General features: G+C 62.7%; 17 protein-coding genes and 1 tRNA gene. 13 read left to right on the top strand and 5 right to left on the bottom strand.

The genetic code is table 11. The features are described 5' to 3' along the window. Window positions 1–4 precede the first annotated feature (4 nt). The 4 genes from ACFY68_RS18235 (at window position 5) to bfr (ending at window position 3,678) form a co-directional block, all read left to right on the top strand. Window positions 5–1,006 carry a DNA-directed RNA polymerase subunit alpha gene (locus ACFY68_RS18235; protein WP_003255452.1) on the top strand — a complete coding sequence of 334 codons (1,002 nt, stop codon included), beginning with the start codon at window positions 5–7 and terminating at the stop codon, window positions 1,004–1,006. Between the two features lie 42 nt (window positions 1,007–1,048). Continuing rightward, window positions 1,049–1,435 carry a 50S ribosomal protein L17 gene (rplQ, locus tag ACFY68_RS18240; RefSeq protein ID WP_060478900.1) on the top strand — a complete coding sequence of 129 codons (387 nt, stop codon included), beginning with the start codon at window positions 1,049–1,051 and terminating at the stop codon, window positions 1,433–1,435. 173 nt (window positions 1,436–1,608) lie between these two features. Next, a complete protein-coding gene (locus ACFY68_RS18245; protein WP_387530024.1) occupies window positions 1,609–3,048 on the top strand; it encodes a catalase in 1,440 nt (479 codons plus the stop codon). Window positions 3,049–3,213: 165 nt separating this feature from the next. Beyond that, on the top strand, window positions 3,214–3,678 hold the full coding sequence (gene bfr, locus ACFY68_RS18250; RefSeq protein WP_387530027.1) for a bacterioferritin: 465 nt from the start codon (window positions 3,214–3,216) through the stop codon (window positions 3,676–3,678). 68 nt (window positions 3,679–3,746) lie between these two features. Here bfr and uvrA read toward each other — a convergent pair whose 3' ends face one another. Then, window positions 3,747–6,581, bottom strand: coding sequence for an excinuclease ABC subunit UvrA (gene uvrA, locus ACFY68_RS18255; RefSeq protein ID WP_387530029.1), 2,835 nt, complete (start codon window positions 6,579–6,581; stop codon window positions 3,747–3,749). A 129-nt stretch (window positions 6,582–6,710) separates the two neighbouring features. On the opposite strand from uvrA, the gene ACFY68_RS18260 reads away from it, so the two are divergent. Next, window positions 6,711–8,105 (top strand): MFS transporter, encoded by a 1,395-nt coding sequence (locus ACFY68_RS18260; RefSeq protein ID WP_387530032.1) that lies wholly within the window; start codon window positions 6,711–6,713, stop codon window positions 8,103–8,105. 9 nt (window positions 8,106–8,114) lie between these two features. Further along, window positions 8,115–8,669 carry a single-stranded DNA-binding protein gene (locus tag ACFY68_RS18265; RefSeq protein ID WP_387530035.1) on the top strand — a complete coding sequence of 185 codons (555 nt, stop codon included), beginning with the start codon at window positions 8,115–8,117 and terminating at the stop codon, window positions 8,667–8,669. A 70-nt stretch (window positions 8,670–8,739) separates the two neighbouring features. On the opposite strand, the gene ACFY68_RS18270 is transcribed toward ACFY68_RS18265, so the two are convergent. The 3 genes from ACFY68_RS18270 to ACFY68_RS18280 form a co-directional block, all read right to left on the bottom strand. Continuing rightward, complete coding sequence (locus ACFY68_RS18270; protein ID WP_387530038.1) at window positions 8,740–9,228, bottom strand: heme-binding protein; 489 nt, start codon at window positions 9,226–9,228, stop codon at window positions 8,740–8,742. 143 nt (window positions 9,229–9,371) lie between these two features. Next, on the bottom strand, window positions 9,372–9,644 hold the full coding sequence (locus ACFY68_RS18275) for a DUF3077 domain-containing protein (RefSeq protein WP_387530041.1): 273 nt from the start codon (window positions 9,642–9,644) through the stop codon (window positions 9,372–9,374). A 4-nt stretch (window positions 9,645–9,648) separates the two neighbouring features. Then, a complete protein-coding gene (locus ACFY68_RS18280) occupies window positions 9,649–9,918 on the bottom strand; it encodes a hypothetical protein (RefSeq protein WP_387530044.1) in 270 nt (89 codons plus the stop codon). Between the two features lie 984 nt (window positions 9,919–10,902). Here ACFY68_RS18280 and fdnG point away from each other — a divergent pair. From fdnG to ACFY68_RS18315, 7 genes are all read left to right on the top strand, one after another. Then, entirely contained in the window at window positions 10,903–13,971 is a 3,069-nt protein-coding gene (gene fdnG / locus ACFY68_RS18285; protein WP_387530047.1) for a formate dehydrogenase-N subunit alpha, read from the top strand. Then, complete coding sequence (gene fdxH, locus ACFY68_RS18290) at window positions 13,971–14,921, top strand: formate dehydrogenase subunit beta (RefSeq protein ID WP_387530049.1); 951 nt, start codon at window positions 13,971–13,973, stop codon at window positions 14,919–14,921. The genes fdnG and fdxH overlap by 1 nt, the downstream gene beginning before the upstream one ends. Further along, window positions 14,918–15,574, top strand: a complete 657-nt coding sequence (locus tag ACFY68_RS18295; protein ID WP_346614679.1) for a formate dehydrogenase subunit gamma — start codon at window positions 14,918–14,920, stop codon at window positions 15,572–15,574. The genes fdxH and ACFY68_RS18295 overlap by 4 nt, the downstream gene beginning before the upstream one ends. A 4-nt stretch (window positions 15,575–15,578) precedes the next feature. Further along, window positions 15,579–16,505 carry a formate dehydrogenase accessory protein FdhE gene (gene fdhE, locus ACFY68_RS18300; protein WP_387530052.1) on the top strand — a complete coding sequence of 309 codons (927 nt, stop codon included), beginning with the start codon at window positions 15,579–15,581 and terminating at the stop codon, window positions 16,503–16,505. Window positions 16,506–16,652: 147 nt separating this feature from the next. After that, window positions 16,653–18,080, top strand: a complete 1,428-nt coding sequence (selA, locus tag ACFY68_RS18305; protein ID WP_387530055.1) for an L-seryl-tRNA(Sec) selenium transferase — start codon at window positions 16,653–16,655, stop codon at window positions 18,078–18,080. Beyond that, window positions 18,077–19,999 carry a selenocysteine-specific translation elongation factor gene (gene selB, locus ACFY68_RS18310; protein ID WP_387530258.1) on the top strand — a complete coding sequence of 641 codons (1,923 nt, stop codon included), beginning with the start codon at window positions 18,077–18,079 and terminating at the stop codon, window positions 19,997–19,999. The genes selA and selB overlap by 4 nt, the downstream gene beginning before the upstream one ends. Before the next feature lie 6 nt (window positions 20,000–20,005). Then, window positions 20,006–20,101 (top strand) — tRNA-Sec (locus ACFY68_RS18315). Window positions 20,102–20,144: 43 nt separating this feature from the next. On the opposite strand, the gene ACFY68_RS18320 is transcribed toward ACFY68_RS18315, so the two are convergent. Beyond that, window positions 20,145–21,134, bottom strand: coding sequence for an asparaginase (locus ACFY68_RS18320; RefSeq protein ID WP_387530058.1), 990 nt, complete (start codon window positions 21,132–21,134; stop codon window positions 20,145–20,147). Window positions 21,135–21,197: the final 63 nt, after the last annotated feature.

The following is a 21,197-nucleotide window of genomic DNA, read 5'->3' on the forward strand; positions in this document are numbered from 1 at the left end:
ATCCATGCAGATTTCGGTAAATGAGTTCCTGACTCCCCGCCACATTGATGTGCAGGTAGTCAGTCCGACCCGCGCCAAGATCACGCTCGAGCCTCTCGAGCGTGGCTTCGGCCATACCCTGGGCAACGCGCTGCGCCGCATCCTGTTGTCCTCCATGCCTGGCTGTGCAGTAGTCGAGGCCGAGATCGATGGCGTACTCCATGAGTACTCCGCGATCGAAGGTGTACAGGAAGACGTAATTGAAATCCTGTTGAACCTGAAAGGCCTGGCTATCAAACTGCACGGTCGTGACGAAGTTACGCTGACCTTGTCGAAAAAGGGTTCGGGGGTGGTTACCGCTGCCGATATTCAGCTGGATCACGATGTCGAGATCGTCAACCCCGATCACGTAATCGCGAACCTGGCGTCGAACGGCGCCCTGAACATGAAGCTCACCGTAGCTCGTGGTCGCGGTTACGAGCCGGCTGACTCCCGTCAAACCGACGAAGACGAAAGCCGTAGCATTGGCCGTCTGCAGTTGGACGCTTCGTTCAGCCCTGTGCGTCGTATCGCCTATGTGGTCGAAAACGCACGTGTTGAACAGCGTACCAACTTGGACAAGCTGGTCATTGATCTGGAAACCAACGGCACCCTGGATCCTGAAGAGGCAATCCGTCGCGCTGCGACCATCCTGCAACAGCAGCTGGCCGCGTTCGTGGACCTCAAAGGTGACAGTGAGCCTGTCGTAGTCGAGCAGGAAGACGAGATCGATCCGATCCTGCTGCGTCCGGTTGACGACCTGGAACTGACTGTACGTTCGGCCAACTGCCTCAAGGCGGAGAACATCTACTACATCGGCGACCTGATTCAGCGTACCGAAGTAGAGCTGTTGAAGACTCCTAACCTGGGCAAGAAGTCCCTGACTGAAATCAAGGACGTCCTGGCCTCTCGTGGTCTGTCTCTCGGCATGCGCCTCGACAACTGGCCGCCTGCAAGTCTTAAGAAAGACGACAAGGCGACCGCCTGATCGTCGTAATCACCGAACGTAGTGTTTGGTAAGGAATGAATCATGCGTCATCGTAAAAGTGGACGTCACCTGAGCCGTACCAGCTCTCACCGCAAAGCTATGTTCCAGAACATGGCTGTGTCGTTGATCGAGCACGAGCTGATCAAAACCACCCTGCCGAAAGCCAAGGAACTGCGCCGCGTTGCCGAGCCGCTGATCACCCTGGCCAAGGAAGACAGCGTTGCTAACCGTCGTCTGGCCTTCGACCGTACCCGTTCGAAGACCGCTGTTGGCAAACTGTTCAACGATCTGGGCAAGCGCTACGCCACCCGTCAGGGCGGCTACCTGCGCATCCTGAAGTGCGGTTTCCGCGCTGGCGACAACGCGCCTATGGCGTACGTCGAGCTGGTTGATCGTCCAGTCGGTGGTGCTGTAGAAGCTGCCGAGTAAGACGTTCTGTCTGCTACAAAAAACCGGGCCTAGTGCCCGGTTTTTTGTGTCTGCAGGTATTGTTTATTTCTATTGATACAAGTCATGTAATGAATTTGTTCTGAAACGACCGCTCGTCAATACTCCTGTCCAAGCCGATTTAGCCGGCAGTTCAAGACCGATAAGGAGAGCCCATGAGCAAGATTCTCACCACCGCCAGCGGTGCCCCAGTAGCTGACAACCAGAATTCCCGCTCTGCCGGCCCACGCGGCCCGCTCCTGCTAGACGATTTCCACCTGATCGAGAAGCTCGCCCACTTCAATCGCGAGAACATTCCCGAGCGTCGCGTTCACGCCAAGGGTTCAGGGGCTTATGGCACCTTTACCGTTACTCGCGACATCACTCAATACACCAGTGCCAAGCTGTTCGAACAGATCGGCAAAGAGACCGAAACGTTCCTGCGGTTCTCTACCGTTGGTGGCGAGCGCGGTTCTGCTGATACCGAGCGGGACCCTCGCGGTTTTGCGGTCAAGTTCTACACAGAAGAAGGCAACTGGGACATCGTGGGCAACAACACCCCGGTGTTCTTTATCCGTGACCCGCTCAAGTTCCCGGACTTTATCCACACCCAGAAGCGCCACCCGCAGTCCAACCTTAAGAGCGCGCAGATGATGTGGGACTTCTGGTCGCATTCGCCTGAGGCGCTGCACCAGGTCACCATCCTGTTCTCTGATCGTGGCATCCCGGACGGCTACCGTCACATGCACGGCTTCGGCAGCCACACCTACAGCCTGATCAGCGCTGCTGGCGAGCGTACTTGGGTCAAATGGCACTTCAAGACCCAGCAGGGCATCAAGAACCTCGCGCCTGCGGATGCCGCACGCCTGGCCGGTACTGACCCGGACTACGCCCAGCGTGACCTGTTCGAGGCTATCGAGCGCGGCGATTACCCGCGTTGGACCGTGTGCATTCAGGTGATGAGCGAGGCCGAGGCGGCAAGCCGCGACGAAAACCCGTTCGATGTCACCAAAACCTGGTCGCAGAAAGACTATCCCCTGATTGAAGTAGGCGTGCTGGAACTCAACCGCAACCCGCTCAACTATTTCGCAGAGGTCGAGCAGGCGGCATTCGGGCCGAGCAACATGGTGCCGGGCGTGGGCCTGTCGCCCGACCGTATGCTGCAAGGCCGGGTGTTTGCCTACGCCGATGCGCACCGCTACCGCGTGGGCACCAACCATCAGCAGTTGCCGGTCAATGCGCCGCGCTGCCCGGTGAACAGCTACCAGCGGGATGGTTCGATGGCGGTGGGCAGCTATGGCAGTGCGCCCAACTATGAGCCCAACAGCTATGGCGATGCGCCAAAGCAGTCGCCACGCCACGCGGAACCTGCGCTGGCCCTGAACGGTTCTGCGGAGCGCTATGATCACCGCGAGGACAACGACTACTACAGCCACGCCGGTGCGCTGTTCCGCCTGATGAGCGACGAACAGCAGGCACTGCTGATCAGCAACATCGCAGGGACCATGGCAGGCGTCAGCGAAGACGTCATCCAGCGGCAGTTGCAATACTTCTTCAAAGCCGACCCGGCCTACGGAGAAGGGATCGCCAAGGCGTTGGGTGTGAATCTCGCCTGACTCGAAGTGATAAGAAGAACCGCCCTCATTTGGGCGGTTTTTCAATGAATATCACTACTGTTTAACCGATTTTTTGCTTCTAATTGCGCGGTTTTCAGTGACCGCCAGCAATTCCTGGTTCACACTATGTTCCATATAGACGTATCCACAGGGAGAAGCAGGGCGATGCAAGGTCACCCGGACGTAATCAATTATCTCGTCACGTTGCTGAAGGGCGAACTGGCAGCACGCGACCAATACTTCATTCACTCGCGCATGTACGAAGACTGGGGCCTGGCCAAGCTCTACGACCGTATCAACCACGAGATGGAAGAAGAGACCCAGCACGCCGACGCGCTGATGCGTCGTATCCTGATGCTCGAAGGCACCCCCGACATGCGCGCGGATGACCTGGAAGTAGGCAGCACCGTGCCGGAAATGATCGAGGCCGACCTCAAGCTTGAGTACAAGGTCCGCGCTGCATTGTGCAAAGGCATCGAACTGTGCGAGTTGCACAAGGATTACATCAGCCGCGACATCCTGCGCGCGCAATTGGCCGATACCGAAGAAGATCACACCTACTGGCTGGAGAAGCAGCAGGGCCTGATCAAGGCCATCGGCCTGGAAAACTACCTGCAATCGCAGATGTAAGTTATCCACAGTCCACGAAAAAGCCCCTGGCACCATCGGTACCAGGGGCTTTTTCATGCACAGGCCTTTCAGGCCCGGTCACGCTCCAGCAGTGGCTTAAGGTAATGCCCCGTATAGGACTGCTTCATCTTGGCCAGTTCTTCCGGGGTGCCACTGGCAATGATCTGCCCACCTTTGGAGCCCCCCTCCGGCCCCAGGTCAACCAACCAGTCGGCTGTCTTGATCACGTCCAGGTTGTGCTCGATCACCACCACGGTGTTGCCGTGATCGCGCAGGCGGTGCAGGACATCGAGCAATTGCTGAATATCGGCGAAGTGCAGGCCTGTGGTCGGCTCGTCGAGGATGTACAGGGTCTTGCCGGTGTCGCGTTTGGACAACTCGCGGGACAACTTGACGCGCTGCGCCTCACCGCCGGACAAGGTCGTCGCCGACTGCCCCAGCTTGATGTACGACAGGCCGACGTCCATTAGCGTCTGCAGCTTGCGCGCCAGCGCTGGCACCGCGTCGAAGAAATCGCGGGCATCCTCGATGGTCATTTCCAGCACCTCGTGGATGTTCTTGCCCTTGTACTTGATCTCCAGGGTTTCGCGGTTGTAGCGCTTGCTCTTGCACACATCGCACGGCACGTAGATATCCGGCAGGAAGTGCATTTCGACCTTGATCAGGCCGTCGCCCTGGCAAGCCTCGCAACGCCCACCTTTGACGTTGAAGGAAAAACGGCCTGGGCCGTAGCCGCGTGAGCGCGACTCCGGCACACCGGAGAACAGCTCGCGGATCGGCGTGAAGATGCCGGTATAGGTCGCCGGGTTGGAGCGCGGAGTGCGGCCGATCGGGCTCTGGTCGATATCGACCACCTTGTCCAGGTGCTGCAGGCCATCCATGTTGCTGTGTGGCGCGGCTTCCAGGCTACTTGCGCCGTTGAGCGCGGTGGCAGCGAGGGGGTAAAGCGTATTGTTGATCAGCGTCGACTTGCCGGAGCCCGATACACCCGTCACGCATGTCAGCAGGCCGATCGGGATTTCCAGGTCGACGTTCTGCAGGTTGTTGCCGCGGGCACCCTTGAGCTTCAGCGACAGCTTCTTGTTACGCGGTGTACGTTTGGCCGGCACGGCGATCTTCTTGCGACCCGACAGGTATTTGCCGGTCAGCGAGTCAGGGTGGTCCATGACCTCCTGCGGTGTCCCCTCAGCGACGATCTGGCCACCATGCACACCGGCACCCGGGCCGATGTCCACGACGTAGTCAGCCAGGCGGATGGCGTCTTCATCGTGCTCGACCACGATCACCGTGTTGCCCAGATCGCGCAGGTGGTTGAGGGTGGCGAGCAGGCGGTCGTTGTCCCGTTGATGAAGACCGATGGACGGTTCATCAAGGATATACATCACGCCTACCAGGCCTGCGCCGATCTGGCTGGCAAGGCGGATCCGCTGTGCTTCGCCGCCCGACAGCGTGTCGGCACTGCGGTCGAGGGTGAGGTAATCCAGGCCCACGTTGACCAGGAACTGCAGGCGTTCGCAGATTTCCTTGAGAATCTTCGAGGCGATTTCGCCCCGACGCCCGGTCAGTGTCAGTTCGCCGAAATAATTGCTGGCTTCACCAATCGGCAGGTTGGTTACCGCCGGCAGGGTTTTCTCGCCAACCCATACGTGACGCGCCTCACGGCGCAGGCGGGTGCCGCGGCAGTCGGGGCAGGGTTGGGTACCGAGGAACTTGGCCAGCTCCTCACGCACGGTGGCCGACTCGGTCTCGCGGTAGCGTCGCTCCAGGTTTGGCACGATGCCTTCGAACGGGTGCGTGCGTTTGACGATGTCCCCACGGTCGTTGAGGTACTTGAAGTCGACGCTATGCTTGCCGCTGCCTTGCAAAATCACCTTCTGGTGGTCGGCAGACAGCTCGCCGAACGGTTCTTCCAGGCTAAAGCCGTAATGCGCGGCCAGCGAGCCGAGCATCTGGAAGTAATAGACGTTGCGCCTGTCCCAGCCTCGGATCGCCCCTTCAGCCAGGGTCAGCTCAGTGTTGACCAGGCGCTTGGTGTCGAAGAACTGCTTCACCCCCAGGCCATCGCAGGTCGGGCAGGCGCCGGCGGGGTTGTTGAAGGAGAACAGCTTGGGCTCCAGCTCACTGATCGCATGGCCGCAGACCGGGCAGGCGAAGCGGGCGGAGAAGATCGTCTCTTCGCCTTCCTCGTCGTCCATCGGTGCCACCAGGGCGATACCGTCGGCCAGCTTGAGCGCGGTCTCGAACGACTCGGCCAGGCGCTGCTGCAGGTCGGCGCGCACCTTGAAGCGGTCCACCACCACATCGATGCTGTGCTTCTTCTGCTTGTCCAGCTTGGGCAGTTCATCGAGCTCGTACAGCTTGCCGTTGACCCGTGCGCGCACGAAACCCTGGGCGCGCAGCTCGTCGAACACCGCCAGGTGCTCACCTTTGCGCTCGCGGATAACCGGCGCCAGCAGCATCAGCTTGCTGCCCTCGGGCCGCTCCAGCACCAGGTCGACCATCTGGCTAATGGTTTGCGCTTCCAGCGGAATATCGTGGTCCGGGCAACGCGGGGTACCCACGCGGGCATACAGCAGGCGCAGGTAGTCGTAGATCTCGGTGATGGTGCCGACGGTGGAACGCGGGTTGTGCGAAGTCGACTTCTGCTCGATGGAAATGGCCGGCGACAAGCCTTCGATGGTGTCGACGTCGGGCTTTTCCATCATCGACAGGAACTGCCGGGCGTAGGCCGACAGCGATTCCACATAGCGGCGCTGGCCTTCGGCGTACAACGTGTCGAACGCCAGGGACGACTTGCCGGAACCGGACAAACCGGTGATCACGATCAGCTTGTCCCGCGGCAGGGTCAGGTCGATGTTCTTCAGGTTGTGGGTACGTGCCCCACGAATCAGGATCTTGTCCACTGCGGCCTCGCTCGGCGGGCATAAACAAGGAAGTATACGGCGCGCTGCCAGTACGCGGCAAAGCGTCGCGTAGATGCCGTCAAGCTGTCGGACTGATAGAATCGCCGCCGGTTCACACGAGATTAATCCATGCACGACACCCACAACGAACGCATGAGTGGCAGCGAAACCCGCGCCGCTAGCGGCCTTGCCCTGGTCTTTGCCTTTCGTATGCTGGGCATGTTCATGGTCTTGCCGGTGCTGGCCACCTACGGCATGGACCTGGCCGGCGCCACACCCGCGCTGATCGGCCTGGCCATTGGCGCCTACGGCCTGACCCAGGCGTTCCTGCAGATCCCGTTCGGGGTGATCTCCGACCGCATCGGCCGCCGCCCGGTCATCTATGCTGGGCTGGTGATCTTTGCCCTGGGCAGTGTACTGGCGGCCCAGGCCGACTCTATCTGGGGCGTGATCGCTGGGCGCATCCTGCAGGGCGCGGGGGCGATTTCCGCTGCGGTGATGGCGCTGCTGTCCGACCTTACCCGCGAACAGCACCGCACCAAGGCCATGGCCATGATCGGCATGAGCATAGGCCTGTCGTTCGCCGTGGCGATGGTCGTCGGCCCGCTGCTCACCAGTGCCTTTGGCTTGTCAGGATTGTTCCTGGCAACTGCAGGACTTGCCCTGGTCGGCATCCTGCTAATCGCCTTCGTCGTGCCCAATACCCACAGTACCTTGCAGCACCGCGAATCGGGTGTCGCCCGCCAGGCCCTCGGCCCAACCCTGCGCCATCCGGACCTTCTGCGCCTGGACATCGGTATCTTCATCCTCCATGCCATCCTCATGGCCAGCTTCGTCGCGCTGCCCCTGGCGTTCGTTGAACGCGGCGGCCTGCCCAAGGAAGAGCACTGGTGGGTATACCTGACCGCGCTGTTCGTCTCATTTTTTGCAATGGTCCCGTTCATCATCTACGGCGAAAAGAAGCGCAAGATGAAACGCGTGCTGGCTGGGGCGGTCAGTGTGCTGCTGCTGGTGGAGGTGTTCTTCTGGCAGTGGGCTGACAACTTGCGCGGACTGGTGATTGGCACCGTGGTATTCTTTACTGCATTCAACCTGCTGGAGGCATCGCTGCCTTCGCTGGTGAGCAAGGTGTCACCTGCTGGTGGCAAAGGGACGGCGATGGGGGTGTATTCCACCAGCCAGTTCCTTGGCGCCGCGCTGGGAGGAATCCTCGGTGGCTGGTTGTTCCAGCACGGTGGGCTGAACACGGTGTTCCTCGGTTGTGCAGTGCTGTGTGCCGTATGGCTGGTCGTCGCCTTGCGCATGAACGAGCCGCCGTATGTGACCAGCCTGCGCATGCCGCTGACGCCTGAGGCAGTCCGGGAAGCCGGCCTGACCGAACGCCTGATGGCCGTGCCGGGTGTGACCGACGCCGTTGTGGTGGCAGAAGAAGCTGCCGTCTATATCAAACTGGATACGAAAATTTTGGACCGTGCGACCCTCGAGCGTCTGGTAAACCCAGCCTCTTCGGCGTGCGAAGCCTAGGAGAACGTTATGGCCCGTGGGGTTAACAAAGTCATTCTGGTCGGCACCTGTGGCCAGGATCCCGAAGTCCGCTACCTGCCCAACGGTAACGCCGTGACCAACCTGAGCCTGGCTACCAGCGAGCAGTGGACCGACAAGCAGTCGGGCCAGAAGGTCGAGCGTACCGAGTGGCACCGTGTGTCGATGTTCGGCAAGGTTGCCGAAATCGCTGGCGAATACCTGCGCAAGGGTTCGCAGGTGTACATCGAAGGCAAGCTGCAGACCCGCGAGTGGGAAAAAGACGGTATCAAGCGTTACACCACCGAGATCATCGTCGACATGCAGGGCACCATGCAGCTGCTTGGCGGCCGCCCGCAAAACCAGCAAGGTGGCGGCGACCAGTACAACCAGGGTGGTGGTAACAACTACAACCAGGGTGGCCAGCAGCAGCAGTACAACCAGGCCCCGCAACAACGTCAGCAGGCCCCGCGCCCGCAACAGGCCCAGCAGCGCCCAGCGCCGCAACAGCCAGCACCGCAGCCGGCCGCTGACTTTGACAGCTTTGATGACGATATTCCGTTCTGATAAAAACGGTCAGGCGTCGCGCTACACCAGAAACCCAGGGCATTTGCCCTGGGTTTTTTCATGCGTGAGTTCAGGCCCGGCTATCCAGCGCGGCCTGGGCAAATTCCGCGTCCAGCTCAGGCGTTGCACCGCTGATACCGATACCGCCAATGTGCTCGCCGTTCGCGTCCAGGATCGGCAGGCCGCCACCCAGTAGCGTGAAACCTGGCAGTGACGCATATGGGTTTGCTGGCAGTGCAGCGCTTCGCGCTGCGAGAGCGCTGGACGAAAGGGGGAAGCGGGCGGAGGTCGAGGCCTTGAGTTGCGCGACTTTTATGCTGCCGCTGCTGGTGCCGTCCATGCGGTGGAAGTGCTTCAAGTTGCCATGGTTGTCGACAATGCTGATGACAATGGCAAAACCCTGAGCGCGGGCTGCTCGTTCTGCGGCAGCGGCCATTGCTCGGGCCGCTTCTGCAGTGATGGCAGACGCTGGTGTGGGTTTTACAGCTTCAGCCAGCGCCGGTGCTGCCAGTAACAGCCAAAACATGAAGAATGTGACACGGCCGTGGTTCGTATTCATGTGAGCACCATCCCTAGGTTTTTTCGCGAACCTAGCAAGGGGTTGGCGCTCTTGGATGTAGTCCGTTTCCGAAATTGATGTGCGGTCACTGGATGGCAGCTGATGGCCCAACCGCCGACAAGCGAGCGATCGGGCCCTTGAGGTCAATGCAGCCTGTTCTTGGCTATCTCGATATCGTTCATCAGCGCCTTTGCCAACGCGCTCAGATAATCTGCCGCGCCCAGCAACTTGTGGTCATCCTCCATATCCCCTTCACGGACAAGATGCCTGATGTAGCCCAGAAGCACGGAGACCTGTTCGTACGCACCGTCGATGGGAACACCAGGCTGCACGCGCAGGAGGTCGATCGGTGGGTTACCCACATCGAGAAAGGTCGCCACGCCGACGGTTGTAATCGGTTTGGGTTGGTCCGCCATATCGTCAATCCTCGTCCCGTTGGCTGTAGAGCCGTTCATGAACGTGCTCCACCAGTGAGTGGGCGATCTCGCTGGCATGCATGGCATTGCTCAGCATCTTCATGCCGGGTTCGCCCGCCCGAGCTCTGCAGTGTTCGTCGATGGTTTCGATGACGCCGCGTAACAGCTCGCTCACGTGGGCCAGGGCGTCGGGTGGGTACATGTCGGCTTGGACGGTGAAGAATGGGGTGGTGATGGGTTTGCGGCGGGGTGGGTCGGGGACGATCTTTTTCATGGCGTAATTCCGGAGTTCTCAGTAATAAACTGCCGCCTGAATCTTTCTCACGGGCTAGGTGGCAGCCGTACGTGGGGTGAGAAACCGAGGAGAATTACGCCAAAAGACTCGGCCAGGACGAAGCCTGCCCACGTACGGCCACCATAAAGGTGCTGCGTAAATATCTCTGTCGGGTTCTCACGCCCGGTCGTCTAAACGACCCGAAAACGGTATCCCTGAGGCGTTTCCCCGACAACAGCGACACTTCAGCAGCGCGCGTAGGATAATTCCCAAGCATGCTAATCCTGAAGCATTTGGTTTCAGGTTCAGAAATGTCTTACGGAAGATGGATTTGTTGCGTGTGGTCGCATGGCAGGAAATGGGTGGGGCCCGATGTGTTTGGCTCAAAACATTCAGCGCCCATGAGATCGAGCGCCGCCCGCGCGGCGCTTCGCGGGGCAAGCCCGCTCCCACATTTGTTGCAACGTGCCATGGCCTGATAGGCCATAGTTGTGAGCCTTGTTGGCATGACGCGATGTTTCGGCTGGCGCTGCCGGCGCTCCGCCTGTCTTCAGCCATGCGCCAAGGCTGACAACCATGGCCTGACTGGAACGGCGCGTTGCAACAAATGTGGGAGCGGGCTTGCCCCGCGAAGCGCCGCGCGGGCGGCGCTCGATCTCAAGGGCGCTGAAGATATCAAGGCAAGCGCTTCGCGAAGCGCCGCGCGGGCGGCGCTCGATCTCAAGGGCGCTGAAGAATATCAAGGCAAGCGCTTCGCGATGCGCCGCGCGGGCGGCGCTCGATTTGCGCATCACCCTAAAACCCAAGCCATGCACCTGGCGGTCATAACGCCCCCATCACCAACCACCCATGTGACCCAAGTCACCACACCTTCCCGATTCTTGACTAGTCTTACCCATTGGCGGCCAGCAAAAAACCGCCACCGTGACTACCAAGAGGCGCCGGCCATGTTCCGTGCGTCCACCACCTGATCAGGAGTGCACGATGGACCTCAACCGTCGGCAGTTCTTCAAGGTCGCCGCCGTCGGCCTTGGAGGCTCTAGCCTGGCGGCGTTGGGCATGGCCCCGACGCCGGCCTTCGCCGAGCAGGTGCGCCACTTCAAGCTGGCGCATACCAAAGAAACCCGTAACACCTGCCCCTACTGCTCGGTCGGCTGTGGCCTGATCATGTACAGCCAGGGCGATGCGGGCAAGAACGTCAAACAGAACATCATCCACATCGAAGGCGATGCCGACCACCCGGTCAACCGCGGCACCCTGTGCCCGAAAGGCGCGGGCCTGCTGGACTTTATCCACAGCCCTAGCCGCCTGCAGTACCCCGAGGTACGCAAGGCAGGTAGCAAGGAATGGGTGCGGATGAGCTGGGACGAGGCGCTCGACCGCGTCGCCGACCTGATGAAACAGGACCGGGACGCCAACTTCATCGAGAAGAACGCCCAAGGGCAGACCGTCAACCGCTGGCTCACCACCGGTTTTCTCGCTGCCTCCGCCGCCTCCAGCGAGGCGGGCTACCTGACCCACAAGGTCGTACGCGCAACTGGCATGCTGGGGTTCGATAACCAGGCTCGTGTCTGACACGGCCCGACGGTGGCAAGTCTTGCCCCGACGTACGGCCGTGGCGCCATGACCAACCACTGGTCAGATATCGCCAACGCGAATCTGGTCCTGGTGATGGGCGGCAACGCAGCAGAAGCGCATCCGTGCGGCTTCAAATGGGTGACCGAAGCCAAAGCGCACAACAAGGCGCGGCTGATTGTGGTCGACCCGCGGTTTACCCGTACCGCCTCGGTGGCGGATTACTACGCGCCGATTCGTACCGGCAGCGACATCGCCTTCATGGGCGGGCTGATCAACTACCTGCTGAGCACTGACAAGATTCAGCACGAGTACGTGCGCAACTACACCGACGTGTCGTTCATCGTCAAAGAAACCTATGGCTTCGAGGACGGGCTGTTCAGCGGCTACGACGCAGCCAAGCGTGTGTATGCCGACAAGTCCGGCTGGGGTTATGAGCTGGGCGAGGATGGCTTTGCCAAGGTCGACCCGACCCTGCAGCACCCGCGTTGTGTGTTCCAGCTGATGAAGCAGCACTACAGCCGCTATACCCCCGAACTGGCGAGCATGACCTGTGGTATGCCGCAGGACGCCATGATGAAAATCTGGGAAGAGATCGCCACTTGCTCGGTACCGGGCAAGACCATGACGATCCTCTACGCGCTGGGCTGGACGCAGCATTCGATTGGCGCGCAGATCATCCGCAGTGCGGCCATGGTCCAGCTGCTGCTGGGCAACGTCGGGATGCCGGGTGGCGGGGTCAACGCCTTGCGTGGGCACTCCAATATCCAGGGCCTGACCGACCTCGGCCTGTTGTCCAACTCGCTGCCGGGCTACCTGACCCTGGCCGGCGATGCCGAGCAGGACTACGCCGCTTTCATCGACAAGCGCGCCTCCAAACCGCTGCGCCCGGGGCAGCTCTCCTACTGGCAGAACTACGGCAAGTTCCACGTCAGCCTGATGAAGGCCTGGTACGGCGCCAACGCCACGGCGGAAAACAACTGGGGCTACGACTGGCTGCCCAAGCTCGACGTGCCGGCCTATGACGTGCTGCGCATGTTCGAGATGATGGGCCAGGGCAAGGTTAACGGTTACATCTGCCAAGGCTTCAACCCGATTGCCGCGCTGCCGGATAAAAACCGCGTCACCGCGGCACTGGCCAAGCTCAAATGGCTGGTCATCATGGACCCGCTGGCCACTGAGACGTCGGAGTTTTGGCGCAACGCCGGGCCGTTCAACGACGTCGACACGGCCAATATCCAGACCGAAGTGATCCGCCTGCCCACCACCTGCTTCGCCGAGGAGGACGGCTCGCTGGTCAACAGCAGCCGCTGGCTGCAGTGGCACTGGAAGGGCGCCGACGGCCCGGGCGAGACGCGCACCGACGTGCACATCATGAGCGAGCTGTTCCTGCGCATGCGCCAACGCTACCAGACCGAGGGCGGCGCTTACCCCGATGCCATGATGAACATCAGCTGGCCGTACAAAGTCCCTGAAGAGCCTTCACCTGAAGAGCTGGCCAAGGAAATGAACGGCTGGGCCGTGACCGACGTCACCGACCCGAGCGGCGCGGTGATCAAGGCTGGCCAACAGCTGGCGGGCTTCGGCCAGCTCAAGGACGACGGCAGCACGGCGTCTGGCTGCTGGATCTTCGCCGGCAGCTGGACCGAGCAGGGCAACCAGATGGCGCGCCGCGACAACAGCGACCCGTATGGCATGCACCAGGTGCAGAACTGGGCCTGGGCCTGGCCGGCCAACCGCCGCATCCTCTACAACCGCGCCTCCAGCGACCCGCAAGGCAAACCGTGGGACCCGGACCGCAAGCGCCTGGTGTGGTGGAACGGCAAGGCCTGGACCGGTACCGACGTGCCCGACTTCAAGGTCGACTCGCCACCGGAAGCAGGGATGAACCCGTTCATCATGAACCCCGAAGGTGTGGCGCGGTTCTTTGCCATCGACAAGATGGCCGAAGGCCCGTTCCCCGAACACTATGAGCCGTTCGAGACGCCCATCGGCATCAACCCGCTGCATCCGCAGAACAAGAAGGCCACCAGCAACCCGGCCGGGCGGATCTTCGATTCGGTGTGGGACACCCTCGGCACGCACGACGAATTCCCCTACGCGGCGACTACCTATCGGCTGACCGAGCACTTCCACTTCTGGAGCAAGCATTGCCGGCTCAATGCGATCGCCCAGCCCGAGCAGTTCGTCGAGATCGGCGAGGTGCTGGCCAACGAGAAGGGCATCACGGCCGGCGACCGGGTGCGGGTGTCGAGCAAGCGCGGGCATATCGATGCGGTGGCGGTGGTGACCAAGCGGATTCGCCCGCTGCAGGTCAACAACCAGACCGTGCACCAGATCGGCATCCCGCTGCACTGGGGCTTCACCGGTGCCACCCGGCATGGCTACCTGACCAACACCCTGGTGCCATTCCTGGGTGACGGCAACACGCAGACGCCGGAGTCCAAGTCGTTCCTCGTCAAAGTGGAGAAACTCTGATGGCCAGCCAAGACATCATTGCCCGCTCGGCCACCACCACCGTACCGCCCTCGGTACGCCAGCAGCAGGAAGTTGCCAAGCTGATCGACACCACCAAGTGCATCGGCTGCAAGGCCTGCCAGGTGGCGTGTTCGGAGTGGAACGAACTGCGTGACGAGGTCGGCCACAACCACGGCACCTACGACAACCCCCAGGACCTCACCGCCGAGACCTGGACCCTCATGCGCTTCACCGAGCACGAGCGCGACGACGGCAACCTGGAGTGGCTGATCCGCAAGGACGGCTGCATGCACTGCGCCGACCCCGGTTGCCTGAAGGCCTGCCCGAGCCCGGGGGCGATCATCAAGCACGCCAACGGCATCGTCGACTTCAACCAGGACCACTGCATCGGTTGCGGCTACTGCATCACCGGTTGCCCGTTCAATATTCCGCGCATCTCGCAGAAGGACCACAAGGCATACAAGTGCACGCTGTGTTCCGACCGCGTGAGCGTGGGCCTGGAGCCCGCCTGCGTGAAAACCTGCCCGACCGGGGCGATCGTGTTCGGCAGCAAGGACGAAATGAAGGTGCATGCCGCCGAGCGCATCGTCGACCTCAAGTCGCGCGGCTACGACAACGCCGGGCTGTACGACCCGGACGGGGTCGGCGGTACGCATGTGATGTACGTGCTGCACCATGCCGACACGCCCAGGTTGTATGCCGGCTTGCCGGACCAGCCGGTGATCAGCCCGCTGGTGGGCCTGTGGAAAGGCCTCACCAAGCCGCTGGCGCTGCTGGCCATGGGCGCAGCGGTGCTGGCCGGATTCTTCCACTACGTGCGGGTCGGCCCGCAGCGGGTAGAGGAGGACGAGCACCCTACGCCGCCCGATGCCAGCGTGCACCAGGTGGACCCGGCAGTGCATGTCTACGATCCGAAGCAGCCCGGCGGGCAAGGGGAGCAGTGGCCATGAACGACGACAAACCCATCCTGCGCTACAACGCCAACGAACGGACCAACCACTGGCTCGTCGCCATCTTGTTCTTCATGGCCGGGCTTTCCGGGCTGGCGCTTTTCCACCCGGCGCTGTTCTGGCTCAGCCATCTGTTCGGCGGTGGGCCGTGGACGCGCATCCTGCACCCATTCATGGGCGTGGCGATGTTCGTGTTTTTCCTGTTCCTGGTTTTCAGGTTCTGGCGCGCCAACTTCATTACCGCCAACGACCGCCTGTGGCTGCGCCGCATCGACCGGGTAATGGTCAACCGCGAGGACGGTGTGCCCCCTATCGGCAAGTACAACGCCGGGCAGAAGCTGCTGTTCTGGACCCTGCTGCTGTGCATGCTGGTGTTATTGCTCAGTGGCGTGGTGATCTGGCGCGCGTACTTCAGCCATTTCTTCGACATCGGCTCGATTCGCCTCGCGTCGCTTGCCCATGCGTTGGCGGGCTTTGTGCTGATCCTCAGCATCATCGTGCACATCTATGCCGGCATCTGGATCAAGGGCTCGATCGGCGCCATGCTGCATGGTTGGGTCAGCCGTGCCTGGGCACGCAAGCACCATGAGTTGTGGTACCGCGAAGTGACCGGTGACAAGCCGCCGAGCAATCACCGACGTAAAGAAGGATAAGCGCTTGAGCACGATACTCGAACCCGGGCAGATCGAAGCATCGGCGGTGATGCCGCCTTTTCTGCACCTGCCGCCCAAAAACCTGTTCGCCCTGCGCGCCGAGCGGCTGGAGCAGTTGGCCGAAGGCAATGCTCTAGGCGATTACCTGCGGTTTATCGCGTGGCTGTGTCGCTTCCAGCAGCAGCTTGTGGATAACCCGCCTGGTGGTTTACCGGTGGCCGATGAGCGTCAGCGCCTGTGTATAAGCCATGGCCTCCCCCCGCTTGCGGCCGATAGCCTGGTGCGCGAAGGGCCGTGGCTGGTCTGGATGCAGGCCTTGATCGATCATTTTGACGAAGAGACCAGCGGCCCGCTCGCGGCTGCGTTGCACGCCCTGCGTGAAAGCGAGGACGGCCAGCGAAAGGCGTGGGGGATCGCATTGCTTGCAGGGCAGTTCGACGCCGTGCCTGCGGCGTTGGTACCGTTCCTCGGCGCCGCGCTGCAAGCTGCCTGGTTCAGTTGGCTGCTGGCGCTGCCGTCACCCGAGCTCAAACCTTCCGCCAGCTTGGCCCAGTGCCCGGCCTGCGGTTCACCGGCCATGGCCGGAGTGGTGCGCAATCGCGGCAAGCATAATGGTTTGCGCTACCTGGCATGCTCCCTGTGTTCCTGCGAATGGCACGTGGTGCGGGTCAAGTGCGTGTACTGCGAGTCCAGCAAGGACCTGCGCTATACCAGCCTTGAAGATGACCGCCATGCACCCGGCAAGGCGCCGCTGCGGGCGGAGTGCTGCCCTGGGTGCAATACCTACCTTAAGCAGCATTACCTGGAGAACGATGCCGCGGCCGAGCCACTGGCCGATGACCTGGCCAGCCTGGCGCTGGACATCCGGCTGGACGCGGAGGGCTTGCACCGGCTGGCGCCGAACCTGATGCTGGCGCCGGGTGGCGGGTGAGTGTCTACACTTCTCAACTGAGTTGCCCCCATCGCCGGCAAGCCGGCTCCTACAGGTACTGCACCGTTCCTGCGACCGGTACAGCCTTTGTGGGAGCCGGCTTGCCGGCGATGAAGCCCGAACAGACAATGGATAAGGTCGTACCTGATGTCTTCAAGCCTCGTCGATAACACCCCGCGCCTGCCTTCCATCGACACCCTCCTGCGCCACCCGGCCGGCCTCCCGCTGATCGACCGCCACGGCCGTGACGCCGTGCTCGCCACCCTGCGCCAGCTGCTCGACGACCTGCGCCAACCCACCCGCCTGGGCCAACTCAGCAGCGCGGAGCTGGCCGCCGAAGTATTGCTTGGCCGCACCGGCGAGCGCCTGGCCATCCAGCAACGCAGCCAGGTGCGTCGCGTGTTCAACCTCACCGGCACCGTATTGCACACCAACCTCGGCCGCGCGCTGTTGCCGGAGGAGGCCATCGAAGCCATGCAGACCGCCGCCCGCTACCCGCTCAACCTGGAGTTCGATCTGGCGACCGGCAAGCGCGGTGACCGTGACGACCTGATCGAAGGCCTGATCCGTGAGCTCACCGGCGCCGAAGCCGTCACCGTGGTCAACAATAACGCCGCCGCCGTTCTGCTGGCGCTCAACAGCCTGGGCGCACGGAAGGAAGGCATCATCTCGCGCGGCGAACTGATCGAGATCGGCGGCGCCTTCCGCATCCCCGACATCATGGCCCGCGCCGGTGTAAAACTGCACGAGATCGGCACCACCAACCGCACCCACGCCCGTGACTACGAAGCCGCCATCGGCCCCCGCACTGGGTTGTTGATGCGGGTGCATTGCAGCAATTACAGCATCCAGGGGTTCACTACCCAGGTACCCACTGCCGAGCTGGCACGCATCGCCCATCAACATGAACTGCCGCTGCTCGAAGACCTGGGTAGCGGCAGCTTGCTCGACCTGACCCGCTGGGGCCTGCCAGCCGAGCCGACCGTGCGCCAGGCCCTGGCCGATGGTGCCGACATCGTGACCTTCAGCGGAGACAAGCTGCTGGGCGGCCCGCAGGCCGGGATCATCGTCGGCCGCAAGGCGCTGATTGCCAGAATCAAGAAGAACCCGCTCAAACGTGCACTGCGTGTCGACAAGATCACCCTCGCCGCACTCGAAGCGGTGCTGGCGCTGTACCGCAACCCCGATCGGCTGGCCGAGCGCTTGCCAAGCCTGCGCCTGCTTACCCGCAGCCAGGCCGAGATCCAGGCCCAGGCCGAGCGCTTGGCACCCGAACTCAAAGCCCGTCTCGATGGGCAATGGGCGGTCAGTGTGGAGCCGGCGCTAGGCATGATCGGCAGCGGCAGCCAGCCGGTAGCCCGCTTGCCCAGCGCCGCGCTGTGCCTGCGGCCCCAGGTATCGAAGAAGCTGCGCGGGCGCAGCCTGCATGTGCTGGAGCGCGCCTTGCGCGAGCTGCCGGTGCCGGTGCTGGGCCGCATCGACGATGACGCCCTGTGGCTCGACCTGCGGCAGCTGGACGACGAAGCCCAATGGCTGGCGCAGCTGCCCGCCTTGCGGCTGGGGCCTGTGCAGTGATCGTTGGTACCGCCGGCCACATCGACCATGGCAAGACCGCGTTGCTCCTGGCCCTGACCGGGCAGGCCGGCGACCAACGCCAGGAGGAGCGCGAGCGTGGCATGACCATCGACCTGGGTTATCGCTATGCAGCCCTGGCCGAAGGTGCGCCACTGACCGGCTTCATCGATGTGCCGGGCCATGAGCGGTTTATCCACAACATGCTGGCCGGCGCCCACGGCATCGACGTGGTGTTGCTGGTGGTGGCGGCAGACGATGGGGTCATGCCACAGACCCGCGAGCACCTGGCGATCATCGAGCTGTTGGGCATTCCACAGGCGCTGGTGGCAATCAGCAAATGCGACCGGGTAGCGCCGGCGCGGGTGGCTGAAGTGCAGGCGCAGGTTGCCGAGCTATTGGCGCCAGGGCCTTACGCTGATGCGCTGCAGCTGCCCCTGTCGAGCGTCACCGGCGAGGGAATCGAGGCCCTGCGCCAGGCACTGCTCGAGGCTGACGCGCACGTGCAGCAACGCAGTTCGCGCGGTGGTTTCCGCCTGGCAGTGGACCGCGCGTTTGCCGTGACCGGGGCCGGCGTGGTCGTTACCGGCACCGCGCTGGCGGGGCGGGTAAGCGCCGGTGACACACTGCTGTTGGGCAAGGCCGGCAAACCGGTGCGGGTACGTGGCCTGCATGCGCAAAACCAGGCGGCGCTGGTGGCGGAGGCGGGGCAGCGGGTGGCGCTGAATATCGCCGCCGAGCGCCTGGCGGTGGAGCAGGTGCACCGTGGCGACTGGTTGCTGCCTGAGTGGTTGCACGCGCCCAGTGTGCGGGTCGATATCGAGCTGCATCTGCTGGCGAGCGAGACCCGGCCTTTCGAGCACTTCAGCGCCGTCCATGTGCACCTGGGTACCCAGGATGTCACCGCCCGAGTGGCGTTGCTTGAAGGCGAGCGGCTGGTGGCAGGGCAGCGCATGTTCGCCCAGTTGTTGCTCAACGCCCCGCTACAAACCGTACACGGCGATCGCCTGGTGCTGCGCGACCAGCGTGCCCAGCGCACCCTCGGCGGCGGCACGGTGCTCGACCCGTTCGCGCCGAGCCGGCATCGCCGCGGTGAGCCGCGCCTGCGCCAGTTGCAGGTACTGCGCGATACCCAAAGCCTGGAGCAGGCGTTGATGGCATTGCTCGCCACCGCGCCGGGTGGGCTCGACCCGCAGCGCCTGGAGCGCCAGTTCAACCGCCTGCGTGAAACCTGGCAGTTACCGGCGCACGTGCTGGTGGTTGCCACACGGCAGGGGCAGTTGCTGTTCGCCAAACCCCAGTGGCAGGCCCTGAAGCAACAGGTGTTGGAGCAACTGGCGCTGTTTCACCAGCAAGAGCCCGATCAGCTTGGCCCGGACCGTGACCGCCTGCGCCGCTTCGCCGCCTTGCCGATAGAGCGCCCAGCGTACGTCAGCCTGCTGGATGAGATGCTCGGCGAAGGCACGATTGCCAGCAGTGGGCCGTGGCTGCACCTGCTTGACCACAAGGTGCAGTTGAGCGAAGCCGACAGCGCCTTATGGGCACAGCTGCAGCCAAGGTTGCAGGAAGGGCAGTTCGACCCGCCTTGGGTCAGGACGCTGGCCAGCGAAGCGCAATGTGCCGAAACGGATGTGCGCTTGCTGCTGCGCAAGTTGGCCAGGCTCGGCGTCGTGCATCAGGTAGTGCGCGACCTGTTCTACCCTGAGGCGACGCTACAGCGCATGGCAGAGCTGCTGCTTGCGCAAGCAAGTGAAACGCCGATAGTGCAGGTGGCTGCGTTTCGCGATATGTTGGGCATCGGTCGCAAACGCAGTGTGCAGATTCTCGAATACTTCGACCGTATCGGCCTGACCCGCAGGGTCGCCGATCAGCGTCACATCCGCGCCGACAGCGCGCTGGCCCAGCAGCAGGCCAGGCCCTGAGTTCAAGGAAGGCAATCGCGCCCGGTGGCGCGGCCGGGCTTCAAACCCGGTTGGGGACGGCAGCCGTTCCCGGGCAGGTTCGACTCCCGCTGCCTTCCGCCAATTTCTGTGACGGTGCCGGCGATAGGGCCGCAACTGGCAGAATTCAGGCCCGCTCGCCGCACAGGTCCAAGGCAAACCACTGTTCCGCGGCCTCTGCATCCAGCCCGGCGCCCAGCAGCGCAAACATCTTGGCCAACGCCGCTTCACGGGTCATGCCGCCGCCACTGACCAGGCCGGCGCCGCGCAGGCGGTTGCCCGCTGCATAGGTATCGAACACCACCGAACCCTCCGGGCACTGGCTGATGGCAACCAGCAACACGCCACGCTCGCGTGCCGCTCGCAGCACGTCGAGCAAGGCTTGGTCGTCCGAGGGCCCGGTGCCGCTGCCGTAGCATTCCAGCAGCAGCCCTTGCACGCCAGTGTCGAGCAGTGCGCGCAGGTGCTCGGCGTGCAAGCCGGGGAATACTGGCATCACGGCAAGGTTGACTGGCTGGCGCTGCTGACGATAACCGAGGGCGGCAGGTACCTGGGGCGCCCGCTCGCCTTCACGATGGCGCGGCAAAGCGGCAAACGCATCGAACGCTTCGCTGCGCAGCTTCGAGGCGCGGCAGCCGTGCAGCAGCTGGCCGTGGAAGTACAGCTGCACGCCGTCCTCCAGGCCCTGCTCGAACTGGCGCAGGGCGCCGCACAGGTTGTCCCAGGCGTCGCTGCCCGGTGCGCCTGCCGGCAGCATCGAACCGGTCAGCAGTACGGGCACCGGCAACCCCAGCAACAGCAACGCCAACGCAGCGGCGCTGTACGCCAGGGTGTCGGTGCCATGCAGTACCAGCACGCCGTCATGCCCGCCAACCTCTACCGCAGCCACGATGGCATCGCGCATGGCCAGCCAGTTGTGCTGCTGCATGTTGGCGCTGTCGAGCAACGGGTTCAGTTCCTGCAGCGTCCATTGCACCTGGGGTGCATCGCTCAGCTGGGCAAAGTGTTCGCGCATCCGCGCGTCGAAGCCACCGGCCGGTGCCAGGCCTTCGGCGGTTTCGAGCATGCCGATGGTGCCCCCGGTATAGAGGACGAGGAGATTCTTGACTGCACGCATGGAAAGCATCCGTAGCGGTGAGCGGATAGAAAGCAGCCGCCCACGGACGGGGCGGCTGGGCAG

This window comes from Pseudomonas sp. NPDC012596, assembly GCF_042902325.1.
Taxonomy (GTDB): Bacteria; Pseudomonadota; Gammaproteobacteria; order Pseudomonadales; family Pseudomonadaceae; genus Aquipseudomonas.

What these genes read in the sequence shown, in the direction of transcription:
- ACFY68_RS18295 (WP_346614679.1), top strand. Translation starts at nt 14,918, where the DNA reads ATGAACGACGACAAACCCATCCTGCGCTACAACGCCAACGAACGGACC.
- selA (WP_387530055.1), top strand. Translation starts at nt 16,653, where the DNA reads ATGTCTTCAAGCCTCGTCGATAACACCCCGCGCCTGCCTTCCATCGAC.
- ACFY68_RS18235 (WP_003255452.1), top strand. Translation starts at nt 5, where the DNA reads ATGCAGATTTCGGTAAATGAGTTCCTGACTCCCCGCCACATTGATGTG.
- rplQ (WP_060478900.1), top strand. Translation starts at nt 1,049, where the DNA reads ATGCGTCATCGTAAAAGTGGACGTCACCTGAGCCGTACCAGCTCTCAC.
- bfr (WP_387530027.1), top strand. Translation starts at nt 3,214, where the DNA reads ATGCAAGGTCACCCGGACGTAATCAATTATCTCGTCACGTTGCTGAAG.
- ACFY68_RS18270 (WP_387530038.1), bottom strand. Translation starts at nt 9,228, where the DNA reads ATGAATACGAACCACGGCCGTGTCACATTCTTCATGTTTTGGCTGTTA.
- ACFY68_RS18275 (WP_387530041.1), bottom strand. Translation starts at nt 9,644, where the DNA reads ATGGCGGACCAACCCAAACCGATTACAACCGTCGGCGTGGCGACCTTT.
- ACFY68_RS18280 (WP_387530044.1), bottom strand. Translation starts at nt 9,918, where the DNA reads ATGAAAAAGATCGTCCCCGACCCACCCCGCCGCAAACCCATCACCACC.
- ACFY68_RS18245 (WP_387530024.1), top strand. Translation starts at nt 1,609, where the DNA reads ATGAGCAAGATTCTCACCACCGCCAGCGGTGCCCCAGTAGCTGACAAC.
- ACFY68_RS18320 (WP_387530058.1), bottom strand. Translation starts at nt 21,134, where the DNA reads ATGCGTGCAGTCAAGAATCTCCTCGTCCTCTATACCGGGGGCACCATC.
- ACFY68_RS18265 (WP_387530035.1), top strand. Translation starts at nt 8,115, where the DNA reads ATGGCCCGTGGGGTTAACAAAGTCATTCTGGTCGGCACCTGTGGCCAG.
- ACFY68_RS18260 (WP_387530032.1), top strand. Translation starts at nt 6,711, where the DNA reads ATGCACGACACCCACAACGAACGCATGAGTGGCAGCGAAACCCGCGCC.
- fdxH (WP_387530049.1), top strand. Translation starts at nt 13,971, where the DNA reads ATGGCCAGCCAAGACATCATTGCCCGCTCGGCCACCACCACCGTACCG.